The 16,013-nt window shown below is 72.4% G+C and carries 12 protein-coding genes and 1 pseudogene; 6 read left to right on the top strand and 7 right to left on the bottom strand.

Annotation, left to right across the window (positions count from 1 at the left end; translation table 11 throughout):
- Positions 1-9 precede the first annotated feature (9 nt).
- Together AB0H12_RS39495 and AB0H12_RS39490 are read left to right on the top strand one after the other, a co-directional pair.
- Positions 10-1,188, top strand: a complete 1,179-nt coding sequence (locus AB0H12_RS39495; protein ID WP_499630181.1) for an ROK family transcriptional regulator — start codon at positions 10-12, stop codon at positions 1,186-1,188.
- A 61-nt stretch (positions 1,189-1,249) separates the two neighbouring features.
- Positions 1,250-2,287, top strand: coding sequence for a family 2 encapsulin nanocompartment cargo protein polyprenyl transferase (locus AB0H12_RS39490; protein WP_499630180.1), 1,038 nt, complete (start codon positions 1,250-1,252; stop codon positions 2,285-2,287).
- Between the two features lie 66 nt (positions 2,288-2,353).
- Here AB0H12_RS39490 and AB0H12_RS39485 read toward each other — a convergent pair whose 3' ends face one another.
- The 7 genes and pseudogenes from AB0H12_RS39485 to AB0H12_RS39455 all read right to left on the bottom strand — a co-directional run bounded on the left by AB0H12_RS39485 (position 2,354) and on the right by AB0H12_RS39455 (position 10,294).
- On the bottom strand, positions 2,354-3,004 hold the full coding sequence (locus AB0H12_RS39485) for a hypothetical protein (protein ID WP_499630205.1): 651 nt from the start codon (positions 3,002-3,004) through the stop codon (positions 2,354-2,356).
- A 189-nt stretch (positions 3,005-3,193) separates the two neighbouring features.
- The gene (locus tag AB0H12_RS39480; protein WP_499630204.1) at positions 3,194-3,868 is read right to left on the bottom strand and encodes a DUF4328 domain-containing protein; all 675 of its coding nucleotides are present in this window, start codon (positions 3,866-3,868) and stop codon (positions 3,194-3,196) included.
- 19 nt (positions 3,869-3,887) lie between these two features.
- A pseudogene (locus AB0H12_RS39475) lies at positions 3,888-4,184 on the bottom strand (IS110 family transposase); the annotation flags it as partial.
- A gap of 241 nt (positions 4,185-4,425) precedes the next feature.
- Positions 4,426-5,670 carry an IS110 family RNA-guided transposase gene (locus AB0H12_RS39470; RefSeq protein ID WP_499630178.1) on the bottom strand — a complete coding sequence of 415 codons (1,245 nt, stop codon included), beginning with the start codon at positions 5,668-5,670 and terminating at the stop codon, positions 4,426-4,428.
- A 663-nt stretch (positions 5,671-6,333) separates the two neighbouring features.
- Entirely contained in the window at positions 6,334-7,191 is an 858-nt protein-coding gene (locus AB0H12_RS39465) for an RNA polymerase sigma-70 factor (protein ID WP_499630176.1), read from the bottom strand.
- A 13-nt stretch (positions 7,192-7,204) separates the two neighbouring features.
- Complete coding sequence (locus AB0H12_RS39460) at positions 7,205-8,386, bottom strand: NAD(P)/FAD-dependent oxidoreductase (protein ID WP_499630174.1); 1,182 nt, start codon at positions 8,384-8,386, stop codon at positions 7,205-7,207.
- Positions 8,387-8,707: 321 nt separating this feature from the next.
- Positions 8,708-10,294, bottom strand: a complete 1,587-nt coding sequence (locus AB0H12_RS39455; RefSeq protein ID WP_499630172.1) for an FAD-dependent monooxygenase — start codon at positions 10,292-10,294, stop codon at positions 8,708-8,710.
- Positions 10,295-10,348: 54 nt separating this feature from the next.
- Here AB0H12_RS39455 and AB0H12_RS39450 point away from each other — a divergent pair, with 54 nt between their 5' ends.
- From AB0H12_RS39450 to AB0H12_RS39435, 4 genes are all read left to right on the top strand, one after another.
- Positions 10,349-11,053, top strand: coding sequence for a TetR/AcrR family transcriptional regulator C-terminal domain-containing protein (locus AB0H12_RS39450; protein WP_499630170.1), 705 nt, complete (start codon positions 10,349-10,351; stop codon positions 11,051-11,053).
- A 141-nt stretch (positions 11,054-11,194) separates the two neighbouring features.
- Positions 11,195-12,901, top strand: coding sequence for an AAA family ATPase (locus AB0H12_RS39445; RefSeq protein WP_499630168.1), 1,707 nt, complete (start codon positions 11,195-11,197; stop codon positions 12,899-12,901).
- A 3-nt stretch (positions 12,902-12,904) separates the two neighbouring features.
- Complete coding sequence (locus tag AB0H12_RS39440; RefSeq protein ID WP_499630166.1) at positions 12,905-13,753, top strand: DUF7192 family protein; 849 nt, start codon at positions 12,905-12,907, stop codon at positions 13,751-13,753.
- A 173-nt stretch (positions 13,754-13,926) separates the two neighbouring features.
- Entirely contained in the window at positions 13,927-15,900 is a 1,974-nt protein-coding gene (locus AB0H12_RS39435) for a TIR domain-containing protein (protein ID WP_499630164.1), read from the top strand.
- Positions 15,901-16,013: the final 113 nt, after the last annotated feature.

Here is a 16,013-nt window from a genome sequence, read left to right as displayed (position 1 = left end):
AATTGAAGGGTGAAAGAAGACGTATCCACCGTCGGCGCCGCGTCTCCGGGAGAGCTGCTGCGCCTGCTCCGCGACGGCGTGCCCCGGACTCGCTCCGAACTCACCACGGTGACCGGACTGGCCAGGTCGACCGTGCGAGCCAGGTTGGACGCGCTGCTGGACGCGGGCTTGGTCAGCGACGGTGGCAGTGAGGCGTCGACCGGCGGGCGCCCGGCCGGCCGGTTCGTGTTCAACGCCCGCGCGCGGGTCGTGCTCGCCGCCGAGGTGGGCGCCACCCACGCGACCATCGCGGTGACGGACCTGACCAGCTCGCCGCTGGCGGTGCGCCGGTTGGAGCAGGACATCGCCGAAGGTCCGGAAGTGGTCCTGCCCAGGCTCGTGGCGGCCTGGCGGTCACTGCTGGAGGAGACCGACCTCGAGTCGACGCGCGTGGCGGGAGTCGGCATCGGCCTGCCCGGCCCCGTCGAGCACTCCACCGGCCGGCCGAACAACCCGCCGATCATGCCCGGCTGGGACGGCTACGACGTCCCGGGCCACATCGGCGCGGAGCTCGGCGTTCCCGTCCTGGTCGACAACGAGGTGAACCTGATGGCCCTCGGCGAGCACACGAAGTGCTTCCCGGAGGCCGAACACCTCATCGTGATCAAGGTGGCCACCGGGATAGGCGCCGGTTTCATCAGCAACGGCAAGCTCCACCGCGGCGCCGTGGGCTCGGCGGGCGACCTCGGCCACATCCTCGCGCCGCACGCCGGCGACGTGCCGTGCCGCTGCGGCAACACCGGCTGCCTCGAAGCGGTCGCCAGCGGGTCCGCCATCGCGGCGACGTTGCGCGCCAAGGGGGTCGAGGCGCACACGAGCGCGGACGTCGTCGCGCTGGTCCGCGCGGGCAACCTCGAAGCCGGCCAGGCCGTGCGGCAGGCGGGCCGCGACATCGGCGAGGTCCTCGCGGCCTGCGTGAGCATGTTCAACCCGTCGCTGATCGTCGTCGGCGGCACCGTCGCGCTCGCCGGCGAGATGCTGCTGGCCGGTGTGCGCGAGGCGATCTACCGGCGCTCCCTGCCGCTGGCCACCGGGAACCTGCGCATCGTGCCGTCGCAGGCGGGTGACGACGCCGGCGTCCTCGGCGCGGCGGCGATGGTGGTGCAGCACGTCCTCTCGCCGGACGTGGTCGACCGCCAGCTGGCCTGACCCGCGGGCGCGACCGGCGTCCCGGCGGCTCCGACCGACCCGATCGACCAGGAGGTGCGTCGTGCCGCCCGAAGCCATCGCCGGTGCCCGACCGGTGCGCGAAGTCGTGGCGTGGAGCCGCGACATGGTGCAGCCGGCACTGCGTGCCGCCGTCGACGGGTTGCCCGCGTCGGCGCGCCGCGTCGCCGGGTACCACCTGGGGTGGTGGGACGAGCACGGCGAGCCGACCGACGCGGACGGCGGCAAGGCGATCCGCCCGGTGCTGACCCAGCTGGCGGCCGAGGCGGTCGGGGGCGAGGCGAGCACCGCCGTGCCGGCCGCCGCGGCGGTGGAACTGGTGCACAACTTCACGCTGCTGCACGACGACGTGCTCGACGGGGACCCGACCCGACGGCACCGCCCGACGGCGTGGCGCGTCTTCGGCGTGCCGGACGCCGTCCTGGCCGGTGACGCGATGCTGGCGCTCGCCTTCGACGTGCTCGTCGCCGGCGGGCACCCGGCCGCGCTGGCCGGCGTGCGCACGCTCAACGCCGCGGTGCTCGACCTGGTCGACGGAGAACAAGCCGATATCGCGTTCGAGGGGCGGCACGACATCGGGGTGGCGGACTGCGTGGCCATGGCGGAGCGCAAGACCGCCGGGCTCCTGGCCTGCGCCTGCGCCCTCGGCGCGATGTTCGCCGGCGCCGGGCCCGCCGAGGTCGCGGGCCTGCGTGACTTCGGCCTGCGCCTGGGGCTGGCGTTCCAGCACGTCGACGACCTGCTGGGGATCTGGGGCGACGAGTCCGCGACCGGCAAGCCGGTGCACGGCGACCTGCGCGCCCGCAAGAAGTCGCTGCCGGTCGTCGCCGCTTTGACGTCCGACACGCCGGCGGGCCGGGAACTCGCCGTGATGTACGAGGGCGACGGGCGTCCGGTGGTCGCCGACCCGGCCCGCGCGGCGCGCCTCGTCGAAGCGGCCGGCGGTCGCGCCTGGAGCGAGCGGCAGGCGGAGCTGCTCCTCGGCGAGGCGTTGCGCCGACTCGACTCGATCAAGCCCGCGCCGCGCGCGGCGGCGGAGCTGACCGACCTCGCCCACGCGATCGTCCACCGCGACCGCTGAGGGTTCTCCACCGTGATGCCGCAGATCACGAAGCGGCCTCGCGCGACGGGGGATTCCGCCGTCAGGTCAACGGGCGTCGGGGTTCCTGGCTCGCAGTCCGGCCGGTGGCGGGAGGTCCAGCACGCGGGCGAGGGCGGCCGTGACGGGGGCGGCGTGGCCGGGCAGGTGCCGGGCGGCCCAGTCGGCTGCCGACGCGAGGAAGCCGGCGAGATCGCGCTCGGCTCCGGCGAGCAGGCGCCGGAGGTCGGTGACGGGCAGCTCGATCGCCGGGCTGTCGCTCCGCTCGTCGTCGACGATCAGCCGGACGGTGCCGCCGTGCCGTTCGGCGCAGGCGTCGGGGTCGTGCCCGAAGCAGGCCCGGCCGCTGCCGTCGAGGACCTGGTGCCACTCGCGCCAGTCCTCCAGGCCGTTGCAGCAGCCCGGCAGGAACTCCACGCCCGTGGCGCTGTCCGTCACGCGCAGGCCGCCGGCCGCGAAGACCGTGTCGAAGGTGAGCAGGCCGTGCAGGAAGGATCCCAGCGGGTCGGCGGGGCGAGGCGGACGGCCGTCGTTCTCGGGGTCGATGTCGTTCCAACCGGCGATGTACATCACCGCTGCCCCGACCTCGAGGGGCGTGAGCGCGCCGCTGAGCGCCAGGAAACCGGACGGCACGGCCTCGGCGACAGGCCAGAGGGCGAAGCCGTCCCCCCGGCCGTGGACCTCCAGAACGGGCTGCATCACGATCACCCGGCGAAGTGTCGCGCATTCCCGCCCGCCCTGCCGCCGATTATCCCGTGCCCTGCCCCAGTTCCATCGGGGGTCACTTCTGCATGACCTCCGCCAAAAGTCCGGGATCCCATGAGGACGGCCACGGCACCACCCACAGGGAGTGCCGTGGCCGTCAAAGGAGTCGCGTGGGACGGGTGTCTACTCGGGACGCTGCCACCGCGGGTCGTGGGCGGGCGGCGCGATCGGTGGAGCGGGCCGCTCGGGCACGTCGACCGGGGCCAACCCGGCGGACGACGGCGAGACGACCTCCGGCGGCGTGACGAAGCCGGGCTCTGACTGCCAGGCGGTGATCCGCCGCACGACGTTCACCGCCAACGCCGCGGCGGCCACCGACAGCACGGCCACCACCACGAGCACCACCCCGCCGTTGGCGAACCCCTCGACGGTCGTGTTGCGGGCCAGCGACCGGTCCGCGAACCAGTCGATCACGTGGTAGGCGATGAACAGGCCCCACCACCAGTTGACCTCGGCGCGGCCCCGGCCGAGCTCGTGCCTCGGCAGGCTGGCCTGCCAGACGTCCACCACCACGCGGCGCGGGAACCAGAAGCTGATGACCGGCAGCCAGCCCCAGATCGCCCACCGCTTGGGGAGGTGGTGTGCGTCCGGCGCGACCAGGTCCGCGTTGGAGCGGGCGTTCCACGTCCACACCACGAACACCACGCCCGCGGCGAGGTACGCGGCGGCGGCGCCCAGGTCGGGCAAGTCGGTCACGGCGAGCGTGCGCTTGAACTCGGCCTCCCCGATCCGGCCGTCGACGTAGTCCTGCAGCACGCCGTGCACGCGCCACACCCACCCGGCCAGGACCAGGTCCATCAAGGCGGTCAACGCGACCAGCGCGGCCGGGGTAGAGGTCGGCAATGCGGCGCATGGCCAGGCCGGGCAGGTAGGCCACCGTGTGGCCGGCCGCCCGGGCGACCGCGACCGGCAGCGCCCCGATCGTGGCCGGTTGGTCGACCACCACCAGCAGCGGCCCGTGGGCGGCGAGCTTGTCGAACAGCGCGCGCAGTCGCGGTTCGCTGTTGGGCAGCGGCCCGTCGTGCAGCCGTTTCCCGGTCGGGCCCAGGCCGACCGCGTGGTGTTCACCCTTGCCCACGTCCAGGCCGAGGAACACCCCGAAAGTGCTGGTCATACGTCGTGCCGTTCGTCCGTCGCTGGTGGTCGCCGGGTGGGCATCGCAGGCCGGCACCCACGTTACGACGAGACCTACCAAGCGGTGGCCGTGTCCCTTTCAGCGGTCCGGCGATGCCACCGGGTCCGGTGACACCACCCCCCGGATCATGCCTTCGACTGGGGGCGTCAGTCATGCCGGACCCGGCGACCACAACTCCTTGATCAGGAGCTACGAAAAAGACCTCCGATGTGGCCAAGAGTCAAGCCGCGACTGGTTCTGGCGTGGCGGGTGTCTCGCCGAACGCCTTGATCGGGTCGTAGGTCTGGCGGGTTTGCAGGCAGTGGTGGAGCTGGCCGAGGAAGCGGTTGAACAGGTGTCGCAGGGCCGCGGCGTGGCGGTCACCGTGCGCGCGTCGGCGTTGGTAGTGGTCCTTGGCCGGGCCTGGTCGGGCGAGTGTGGCGAAGGTCCAGAGGAACCCGGCGGCGTTGAGGCGGTCGTTTTTGACCGTGCGGCGGGTGATCGAGATGCTGCGGCCGGAGGCCCTGGTCACGGGTGCCGATCCGGCGTATGCCTTGAGCGCGCGGGCGTCGGGGAAGCGGGTGCGGTCGTCGCCGATCTCGGCCAGGACGCGGGCGCCGGTGAGATCGCCCAGGCCGGGGAAGCTGGTGATGATCTCGTGGTCCGGGTGCCGGCGGAACGCTTCGGCGGTGGCCTCGCCGAGCTGGTCGGCGTTGACGCATTCGGTGTCGAGCGTGGCCAGCAGCGCGGTCGCCCGCCGGCCGAGTGCTTCTTCGACCAACGGTGGCTGCCGCAGCTGGTCGGCGCGCAGTGCTTGGTGGAGTTGGGCGGCCAGGGCGTCGATGCCGCGCTTGCGGCCCGCCCGGCGCAGGGCCGTGGCGATGCGGGCTCTGGTCAGCCTCGATGCGGCCGTCGGTGTCGGAGCCAGGGCCAGGACGGCGCGGGACTCGGGGCTGGCGAGGTTGGTGACGGTGCCCTTGGCGAAGGCGGCCAGGAAGCTCGGGTAGTACTCGCGCAGCAGGGACCGCAGCTCCTGGGTGGCCTTCGTGCGGCGCCAGATGGCGTCCTGGGTGGCGCGGGCCAGCACCGCGACGGCCTGGGCGAGTTCGCTGTCGGCAGGGAGCGGCCGGTGGGCGTGGGAGTCGGTGCGCAGGATGTTGGCCAGCGTCATCGCGTCGACGTGGTCGGACTTCTTGCGCGCGACGGTGTGGCGCTCGCGGTAGCGGGCCACCGCCATCGGGTTGATCGCGTAGACCCGCCTGCCGGTCTGGCGCAGCGCGGCGACCAACAGCCCGCGCGGGGTCTCGATCGCCACCGGGATCGGCTCGGCCGGATCGTCACCGGCGGCGGTGAGCATGGCCAGCAGCTCGGCGAACCCGGTGGCGGAGTCGTCGATGCGTCTCTTGGCGACCAGGCCGCCGTCGGCGTCGACCAGGGCGACGTCGTGGTGGTCCTCGGCCCAGTCGATCCCGCAGAACACCCTCACTGGTGTGCTTTCCCCTCAACTCATCTCTTTGTGCTGGTCAAACCCTGGCGAGAACGCGCGGCGCCCTAATGACGAGGCTCTGCGGCCTGACCTCCGATTGAGCCGTTCGCGATCCCAGCGATCCGCGCGGCCACCGGTCTCGACTCAGAGCTCCATGGCTCCAGGCTTGTCGGGTGTCGTCCGCGCAGACGGGCTCGAACCACGAGCAACATGATGATCAATGAGGTGGTGGCGGCCGAGGCGCACCCCGGCCGCCACCACCGGTCCGCCGTCGGCTCGCTCTTAGACAAGGGCTCAGGGCCCGAGGTATCGCCAGGCGTCAGCGGAACGCGTGGACGAACGACCAGACCGGGCCGGGGCCGATCTACGACTTCAGGCTCAAGGCCACGGCCCAGTGCAGGCATCCAGTCCGGACCGGCCTGGTCGTTCGAGCTTGGGAACGACCGCTGGGCCAAGCCGCCGATCTTTTTCGAGACCTTCGCATGTCAGGTAACGGGAAGGCGTCCTTGATCCTCAGCGGATCGTTCGGCACTCATTAGGCGTCCTTGATCCTCAGCGGATCGTTCGGCACTCATTAGGTAACGGGGGGAGCCTACGTGACGTGCCGGTGGCGGCGTATCGCCCTTGCGCCAGGCGCACCGGCGAGGAACGCGGCCGTCGCGGCTACCGGAGCCCGGTGAGCTTGTCCGGGTTGATCTGCAGGCGCAGGTTCTGCACGAGCCCGTGGGCCAGGTCGAAGGTCAAGGCGCCGACGGGGGTCGACCCGAGGGTGACCAGCACACCCAGCTCACCGTTGATGGAGGCCGGTTCGAGGACGACGCCCGCCGAGGTGGGTTTGGCCAGCACGCCGAGGAACCAGCGGGCGACGTGGTCCGGGCCGTGCAGGGGCCGCAGCGCCGCGGTGATCTTCCCGCCGCCGTCGGACCACGCGGTCACGCTGGGGGCCAGCAGTTCCATCACCGCGTTGAGGTCGCCGCCCGCGCAGGCCGCGATGAACCTGGACGTGATCGCCGCGCGCCGCTCCGGGTCGGTGTCGAAGCGGGGACGGCGGGCCTGGACGTGCTCGCGGGCGCGGTGCGCGATCTGGCGGACGGTGGGCTCCGGGCGGTCCAGCGCGTCGGCGATCTCGGCGTGGGAGTACCCGAAGACCTCGCGGAGCAGGAACACCGCGCGTTCGACGGGGTTGAGGGTTTCCAGCACCACCATCATCGCGGTGGAGACGGTGTCGGCCATGTCGGTCTCCGTGGCGGCGTCGGGCGAGGTCAGCAGCGGCTCGGGCAGCCACGGGCCGACGTAGGTCTCCCGGGTCGCCCGGGCGGAGGTGAGCCGGTTCAGCGACAGGTTGGTGACCACGCGCACCAAGTACGCCTTCGGGTGCCGGACGTCTGAGCGGTCGGCGGCGTGCCACGTGAGCCAGGTGTCCTGGAGGACGTCCTCGGCGTCGGCGACGCTGCCCAGCATCCGGTAGGCGGTGGTGAACAGCAGCCGCCGGTGTTCGAGGTAGGGGTCACGATCGATCATGGCTTCGATGCTCTCAACGCGCGGCGGCGGGCTCGCGGGTGGCACGGCCGCCCTTCGAGACGATGGTGCTGACGTCCACGTGCTTGCCGAGCCGGTACATCTTGACCGGGCTGCCGCTGACGAACTCCTTGTAGAGGACGGCGGCGCGGCCCTTGAGGTAGATCCGGCGCGGGGTGTCGTCGGCGTGGGTGAACTGGATGACCGCGTCACGGCGGCCGAGGCTGACCGGCTGGTGGAAGTAGCCGAACCGGAACGGCTTGGCGGGCTTGCCGCGCAGCAGCCGGGCGATGGTGTCGGCGGTGTGCTGGGCGGTGGGCAGGCCGCTCTGGCACGTGCCGTGGACGCGCCCCCAGCCCAGCCGGACGGCGGCGGCGTCGCCGATGGCGTGGACGTCGGGGTGCGACACCGACCGCAGCGCCGCGTCGACCACGATCAGCCCGCGGTCGTCCACCGCGATGCCCGACTCGCGGGCCAGCGGCGACACCGCGACGCCCGTCGTCCACAGGCAGGCGGCCGAGGCGACCCGCTCGCCGGTCTCCAGTGCGACGGCGTCGGCCAGCACCTCGGTGACCTGTGCGCCGGCCACGACCGTCACGCCGAGGCGGCGCAGCGACCGGTGGAGGTGGGCGCGGGCCCGGTCGCCCATCATCGCGCCGGGCTCGGTCGCGCTGATCAGCGTGACGTTCAGGTCGGGCCGGGCTTCGGCGACCTCGGTCGCCGCCTCGACACCGGTCAGGCCGCCGCCGCAGACGGTGACGGTGTCGCCGGCGGCGAGGCCGTTCAGCCTCTCGTGGAAGCGGACGGCGGCTTGGGGGCTGTTGAGCGTGAAGGCGTGCACGTCCGCGCCGGGGACCCGGTTGGTGTCGGTGGCGCTGCCCAGCGCGTAGACCAGGGTGTCGTAGTCCAGGCGGGCGCCGTCGTCGATCGTGACGGTCCGGCCGTCGGGGTCGATCGCGGTGGCCCTGCCCCGCACGAACGCGATGCCGGTCCCGGCGACCAGGTGGGGGATCCGGAAGTGGGCCAACTCCTGCCCGGCCGCGACCTGGTGCATCCGCAGCCGCTCGGTGAACCGGGCAGACGGGTTGACCAGCGTGATCCGGACACCGGTCCGGCGGGTGCGGCGGGCCAGCCGGATGGCGGCGAACATGCCGGTGTACCCGGCGCCCAGCACGACGACGTGGTGGTCGAGTTCCATGACACTGCCCTGCTCTCCTGACCGTGCCACCGGTTTTCCGTGGCGTTGAACGGCCATAGGACAGACAGGCCCCGCCGGACGTGACACCTGCGGATGTGACGCGCGACACCCCACCGCCCGCGGTCACGTCGGCGACACCGTCGGCGGGCATCAGGACTTCCCGATGCGACCTCGCCACCCCGCGCACCATCGGCACCTCTGACCCGTCGGAGGCGAGGCGACGCCGTGCGAACGGGCGGCCACCCCTCGTCTCGAACCTCGGAGTCGGCACGACCAAGCTCCAGCCGTGACGGGGCCGGCTCCCGTCGAGGCGCGCCGCGGTCAGGTGCTCGGCACCGCGACCGGCCGGACCAGCACCCGGTCCAGGACGTCGGCGAGGAACCGCTCCGGGTCGGGGACCGGTGCGGCGACCCGCAGCGCGACGATCGCGTCCGGTCGCACGAGCAGGGCTCCGCCCTCGGCCAGCCACGGCGCGGAGACCCGGTGCGCCGGGAGGCCCAGGTCCGCCGCGGCGGCGAGCCATCGGTCGCCCGCGGTGCCCACCAGCAGGGTCCACCGGGACGCGACGAGGTCGAGCGTGGAGACCCCGTCGACCCACGCGTGCGGCACACGTGAGCCCGGTGAGCCGTCCAGCGCCACCGCCAGGTCCACTGTGGACGGCAGTTCCGGCCGCGGGTCGACGACGGCGACCGAGTCGTACCGCTGGCCGAGGTGCACGACCGGCGCCGCCCACACCCCCGCGGCAGCCCTGGCGGTGTCGGCCTCCGGTCCACGTCCCCAGTGCAACCGGGGGTCGGCGAGCCGGCGCATCGCCTGGTCCAGCGTCGCCGCGGCGACCGGCTCGCGCTCCTGCGCGTAGGTGTCGAGCAGGCCGGCGCCCGCCTCGCCGCGGCGGACGGCGGCCAGCTTCCACACCAGGTTGTGGGCATCGGCGACGCCGGTGTTGAGGCCGAACGCGCCCAGGGGTGACACGGTGTGCGCGGCGTCGCCGACGAGGAACACGCGGCCGACGGCGAAGCGGTCGGCGAGGGCGCTCCGGGGCCGCCACGGGAGCACGCTGCGCACCTCGACGTCGAGGTCGGGATCCCCGACCGCCGCGCGGACGACCGCGACGCACCGCTCGTGCGTGAAGTCCTCGGGGCGCTCGCCCCCGTCGACGTCGCACTCGACGTGGAAGACCCAGGTCGCCTCGCCATCCACGGTCGCCAGCAGGCCGGGCGCCTCCGGCGTGGTGATCGTGCAGGTGGCGAAGGACATCCCCCGCAGGTGGGGTCGGAGGTCGGCGCGGAACAGGATGTTGATCATCGACTTGCCCAGGTCGCCCGCCCCGGACGTGCCCACGCCGAGCGCGGTCCGCACGGCACTGTGCGCGCCGTCCGCGGCCACCACGCGCGCGCAGCGCAGCGAGTAGCGACCGTCGGGCCCTTCCAGTTCGACGTCGACCCCGTCGGCGTCCTGCGCGAGGCCGACCAGGCGGGTCGACCAGCGCAGGTCCGCCCCGCGACGCGCCAGGTCGGCCGCCACCACGGCGTCGAGGCGGTCCTGCGCGCAGACACCGCGCAACCTGAACGGCGTCGTGTCCGGTTCACCGGCGGACGGGGTCGGCATGGGCACGGTCACCACGTCGCCCACGCCCATCTCGACGACGGTCCGCGCCACCGCCTTGCCCGTGGCGCCCCGCAGGTCGACCGCGACGGCGTCGACGGCGGCGTCGAGCCCGAGCTCGCGGAGGACCTCGACCGTGCGCGGCCCGATGCCGGTGGCGCGCGGGTGGGACGACGGCCCCGACCGGCGTTCCACGAGCACCGCCGGGACGCCGTGGTGGGCGAGCAGCGCCGCCGTGAGGAGCCCGACGCTGCCGCCTCCGACCACGAGCACCGGCACTTCTGGATACACCGTTTCCGTCATGGCTACACCGTAGCCAGAAGGTAGGATGCCGGTCAACGAGGAAGGGACCGCCCGATGACCGAACCCGCTCCCGCGTCGGTGTGGACCAGGCAGCGCCCCGAACCGCGCCGACGCGCGCCGGGGGTGGACCAGTACGTGGCCGCCGCGCTGGCGGTCGCCGACGCGGAGGGCCTGGCCGCGGTGTCGATGCGCCGGATCGCGGGCGACCTCGGTTCCGGGACGGCCACCCTCTACCGCTACATCACCAACCGCGACGAGCTGGTGGACCTGATGGTCGACGCGGCGCAGGGCGAGGACCCGCTCCCCGAGCCCTCGGGCGACTGGCGCGCCGACCTGGCCGCGGTCGCGCACGGGCTGCGCGCGGTCCTGCTTCGGCACCCGTGGCTGGCGGGCGAGCTGGCGGGCAGGCCGTCGCTCGGCCCCCACTCGTTGCGGCGGTCCGAATCCGCGCTGCGTGCCGCCGTCGCGCTCACGTCCGACATCACCCAGGCCTCGCGGGCGCTCGGTGCCGTGCACGCGTACGTGCTGGGCTCGGTGGCCACCCAGCAGGCCGTTCGGCACGCCGAGCAGCGCACCGGTCTGACCGAGGAGCAGTGGCAGCGCAGCGTCGGCCCCTACATCAGCCAGGTCCTGGCGGCCGGAGAGCACCCGATGCTCGCCCGCCGAGTCCTCGAAGCCGAGGAACCCGACCCCGACGTCGAGTTCACGTTCGGCCTGGAGTGCGTGCTCGACGGTCTCGCGTCCCGACTGGGCCGCTGAACCGACGGATGCCGAACCGCCGGGCGTGATCGGCTGCCCCGCGGCACGACGGCCGACCGTGGCAGCAACGTGCCGCTCTCCGGATGAGCCCCCGAACCGATCACATACTCGTGGCGACACCACGTGGAACGGGGAGGAAGCGTGCGGACCAGCACGAAGGCGGAGATCGCCCAGATCTCCGAGGCGGTGGCGCGTGCGGTGTTCACGCAGAGCAATCTGCTGTGGATGGTGCAGAGCGAGATCCAGGCCCGGCTGCCGGAGACCATCCACCGGCACGCCCAGGCGGCGCTGCCCGGCCTGGCCAAGCACGCGGTCGCCGAGGCCACGCCGGACCTGGCCGAGATGCGGGCCGCGGTCGAGGGGGCGGCGCGCGAGGAGCTGGAGGCCGACCTGCCGGCGTTGGTCAACCGCGCCGCGGACGACCTGCTGCCGGACCTGGCCAGGGCCGCGGTGCGGGAGGCGACGCCGGACGCGGCGAAGGTGCGCGAGGAGCTGGTCGCCGCGGTGGCCGCGGAAGCGACCGGCATCGTGCGCGGTCAGGCCGGGGAGGTGCTCGCGGACGTGGTGCGCCAGGCCACCGACCAGGTGCGCGACGCGGTTGCCGGCACGCTCGCGCGGCAGTCCGAGGAGGTGATCGCCGAACTGGCCCGCGCCGCGGTCGCCAAGGCCACGCCGGACCGCGACGAGGTGCGTGACGAGTTGGTGCGCGCCGGGTCCGCCGCGATGGTCGAGGTGGTGTGCGCGGCGGTCGAGGAGGCGGCGCCCGGGGCGGTGCGGGACGAGGCGGACAAGGTCCGCGGTTCGCTGGCCGAGGCCGTGGAGCGGGCGGCGGCGGAGGTGCTGCCGGCGCTCGCCCGTGACGCGGTGGCCGAAGCGACTCCGGACCTGCGGCTGCTGCACGACGAACTGGCGGGCAAAGCCGCGGTCGCGGCGACCGAGCTGGCCCGCGAGGCGACCCGCGAGGCCCTGCCGGGCGTGGTCGACCAGGTGTCCGCGGAAGCGCTGGACTCGGTCCGCGGCGCGGTCCGCGAGGAGGCGGAGAAGACGTTCGCGCAGTACGCGCCGAACGTGGTCACCGTGGTGCTGCCGCAGGGCAAGGAGGTGGAACTGGGCGCGGACACGCACACCGTGCTGCCGGAGTTGCTGGTGGCCCTGCACGCGCGCTGCCACGTGCTGCTGGTCGGCCCGGCGGGCACCGGGAAGTCCATGCTGGCCAAGCACGCCGCGGGGGCGTTGGACCTGGAGTTCCAGGCGCTGTCGCTGGGCCCGACCACCCCGATGAGCAAGGTGTTCGGCTACTACGACGCCCACGGCCAGTACCGCGACACCCCGTTCCGCCGGGCGTTCGAGCACGGCGGCGTGATGCTGCTGGACGAGCTGGACAACGGCCACCCCGGGCTGCTCGCCGAGCTGAACCAGGCGCTCGCGCTGGGCACCTGCGCGTTCGCGGACCGCATGGTGGACGCGCACGAGAACTTCCGGTTGGTGGCCACCGGGAACACGTACGGCACGGGAGGTGACCGGCAGTACGTCGGCCGGCAGACGTTGGACGCCGCCACGCTGGACCGCTTCGTGGTGATCGACGTGCCGATCGACGAGGGGTTGGAGGAGCGGATCGCGCTGCGGCACGCGCCGTCGCACCCGGACGCGGTGCACGAGCTCCTCGCCGAGGTCCGAGAGCTGCGGAAGCTGGCGGAGGACAAGAAGCTGCCGGTGCTCTTCTCCCCGCGGACCAGCATCGACGGCGCCAAGCTGCTGGAGGCGGGCGCCACCGTGGACCAGGTGCTGCAGTGGCGGGTGGTGCGCGGCCTGTCCGACGCGCACCGCAAAGCACTCGGATTGGACTGACCCGTGCTGCCCACGACGTTGCCGCCGCTGCTGTCCTGGCGCGAGTTCCTCGATGCCGCAACGGCTCCGCCGTCCATCGCCCACGGGACGAGCAGGAGAGTCGATCTCGGGTGGCACGGCTCCTCCTGGGAGGAGGCGGTCCAGCTGGCCGTCGACGGCTGGCCGCTGGCCTTGGAGCAGGCCGCCGTGACGATCAGCCAACTGCGCGACAGCGCCGGCCTGTCCCACGCCGTCACGGTGCTGGAACCGACCTGGGACGTGACCGGCAGCGAGGTCGACGTCGGCGCGTACCTGGCCGGTGTGCCGGAGTGCATGGTGGACGCGGTGCCCCGGCAGGTCTCCCGGCGCGGCAAGGTGATCACGTTCCTCGTGCCGTCCTCGTACTCGCACCGGATCGCGCACAACGTGATCATCAACCGCGGCCTGGCGCTGGCCACGCTGTGCGCCGCGATCATCGACGCCGGCCACAGCGTGGAGATCTGGTCCGGTGACGCCGGGGTCCTGCACTCGTCCGAAGGGCCGCAGCGCTACTGCGGCGTGGCGCGGGTGATCTCGGCCGGCGAACCGTTCGACGCGGGCAGGCTGATCTTCGCCATGGCGCACCCGGGGATGCTGCGGCGACTGTGGTTCGGCATCTGGGACGCGCAGCCGAAGGAGGTCGCCGAGGCGATGTTCGCGGACAACTACGGACGTCCCCCGTACACCTGCCGCGCGACCGACCTGCCCGCCGACATCACCGAGCCGTACGTGTTCCCGTACCTCACCGAAGAGGACCGGCAGTGGGACGACCTGCCGACCGCGCTGTCCTGGGGCCGGCAGGTGTTCAGCGACCTCGGGCTGATCCAGGACTGACCCGGCCGCCCGATCGACCACGTCCGGCGCCTCACCGCCGAGGCGCCCCGCAAGCCTTCCGAGGTGTTCGCCCGACGTCCGCGATATGATCGCGAACCGGTTCAAGTCGCACCACCGCAACGTTTCCGCACTATTGCGGACGATGTGGTCGACAGGCACCACGGAGGCGCCCTGTGCAGTCGTCCCACGCGATGGACTTCTACGAGGTCGCGATCGTGTCATGCGACATCAGCGGTCATTCGGCGGCGGACGAGAGCGATCAAGTCAGCCGAATCGAGAAGATCAACCGGATCGTGGCGGCGACGATCGACTCGTGCGAGCCGGGTGATGTCGTGTGGTCGTCCGGGGGCGACGGAGGCCACGTGGTCTTCCGGCACCAGGCCTGGCAGCGGCCCGCCGTCGACCTGCTCGCCGAGTTGACCTCGTGGGCGAGAGCCGAGCGCGTGCCGCTGCGCATCACCTGCCACGTCGACAAGGTCTGCGATGTCGTCGGCGCCGACGAGCGAGTCCAACTCGTCGGCGGCGGGATCAACTACGCGGGATGGCTGCTGGGGCACGTCGTCGCCGACGACGTCGTCGCCTCCGAGGAGTTCCGAGCCGGGATGCAGGCGTCCGACACCGATTCGGCCGTGAGTTTCCACGTACCCATGCCCTTTCCCGCGCGCGATTTCCCGACCCGCCTGCTCTACCTGCTCTCCCTGGACGGGACCGTGCCCGAGTGGCCCGTGGAAAGCCTGGGCGACCTGGCCCGCCTGAAGAACCCGTCGGTGCCGGCGAACGACTACCGGAAGCACTGGGATTGGCTGTACTTCACCAAGCGGATGTGGCAGGTGAACTCGACCTCCACGGACGCCACCAGCGAACTCAAGAGGGCGGCGCTGAATCTCCAGTACCGCGACCAGAACAGCAACGAGCTCAAGTCGAACCCGCTGCTGAACCGCTTCAAGGAAGACGAGCTGGCGAGCATGCTGCGGCTCGGCCAGCTCGTCGAGCGGACCGAGGGCGAGTTCATCTGCCGCTTCGACGAGCCGGGCGATTCACTTTTCGTCATCCTGCGCGGACAAGTCGGCGTGTACAACTCCGAGGGCAAGGGCTACCACGGCGACGCCGCACCGATGTACCCCTACGGCGTGGGTGAGATCGTCGGCGACTTCGCCTTCGCGCTGGGCCGCCGCCGCACCGCCGACCTGGTGGCGTTGACGGACGTGGCGCTGCTGTCGTTCAACAACGACGACGTCCAGTCGAAGCTGCTCGGCAACGACGCCGTGGGCAAGGCCGCCGCGACCCAGTTCAACGCCTACATCAGCGAGCGCATCCTCGAACACGTCAGCGACAACGTCTCGTACCTGGCGGGCCCGAAGGGCGACCCGAGCGGACCCCTCACCGTCGGGCCGGGCTCCCCCGACGACCCGCTCCAGCCGTTGCGCAGGTACTGCGAGCTGGTGCCGCTCACCCCGTTCCGGATCTCGCTCGACGACATCGCTCCGCACGAGCAGTCCAAGGGCCTGTGCATCCTCGTCGCCGGCACGCTGCGCACCGAGGCCCACGGCGAACTGGACGGGCGGAAGTTCCCGATCATCTGGATCGACCTGCCCGACCTGAAGGTCCCGGCGCCCACCTACACCAACCTCACCTCGCCGAAGATGCTGCGCATCGACGCCAAGGGCATCGACGAGCTGACCGGCCGCCAGCACGACGCCCTGTTCAAGGTGCTGTCCCGCGTCGGGCAGCGGTCCGAGGACGGCTACCGGTACGACGTGTTCCTGTGCCACTCCAGCGCGGACAAGCCCGTCGTGCTCGAGGTCCTGCGGCGCTTGGAGGCGGTCGGCCTGAACTGCTGGTACGACGACAAGGACATGTGGCCGGGAGACACCACCCTGAGCACGGTCGAGTATGGCGTGAAGCACAGCAGGCGGATCCTCATCTTCGCCAGCCCGTCGTACTCGGGATCGAGCTGGGCCAAGCTGGAAACGGCGATCTTCGCGCACCACCAGGTCAAGAAGCCCGTCGACCGGGCGGTCCAGATCCTGGTGATCGACCAGGACTTCGACGAGAACGACCTGCCCGGGAGCATCCGGATCAACCAGCGGGTGGAGTACTGGCGGTCGCGCAACATCGAGCGGTTGATCGAGGTCCTCCAGTCGTGACGTCGGACGCCACGTGCCGCCCCGCGCACGACCGGCCCGCCCGCGTGGAGGGGCAGGCCCGGTCGAGCACGGCCGAAGTTCTTCGGCAGTCGGCGGAAGCGGCGGGGCGAGCA

Origin of the sequence: Actinosynnema sp. NPDC023794 (assembly GCF_040639675.1) — a bacterium.
Classification (GTDB): domain Bacteria; phylum Actinomycetota; class Actinomycetes; order Mycobacteriales; family Pseudonocardiaceae; genus Actinosynnema; species Actinosynnema luteola.
The sequence above is the reverse complement of the archived record's forward strand: the minus strand, read 5'-3'. Positions and strand labels throughout refer to the sequence as shown.

Excerpts from the sequence above, each read along its gene's own strand:
- AB0H12_RS39485 (WP_499630205.1), bottom strand. The coding sequence starts at position 3,004 with ATGCAGCCCGTTCTGGAGGTCCACGGCCGGGGGGACGGCTTCGCCCTC.
- AB0H12_RS39480 (WP_499630204.1), bottom strand. The coding sequence starts at position 3,868 with ATGGACCTGGTCCTGGCCGGGTGGGTGTGGCGCGTGCACGGCGTGCTG.
- AB0H12_RS39465 (WP_499630176.1), bottom strand. The coding sequence starts at position 7,191 with ATGATCGATCGTGACCCCTACCTCGAACACCGGCGGCTGCTGTTCACC.
- AB0H12_RS39460 (WP_499630174.1), bottom strand. The coding sequence starts at position 8,386 with ATGGAACTCGACCACCACGTCGTCGTGCTGGGCGCCGGGTACACCGGC.
- AB0H12_RS39455 (WP_499630172.1), bottom strand. The coding sequence starts at position 10,294 with ATGACGGAAACGGTGTATCCAGAAGTGCCGGTGCTCGTGGTCGGAGGC.
- AB0H12_RS39450 (WP_499630170.1), top strand. The coding sequence starts at position 10,349 with ATGACCGAACCCGCTCCCGCGTCGGTGTGGACCAGGCAGCGCCCCGAA.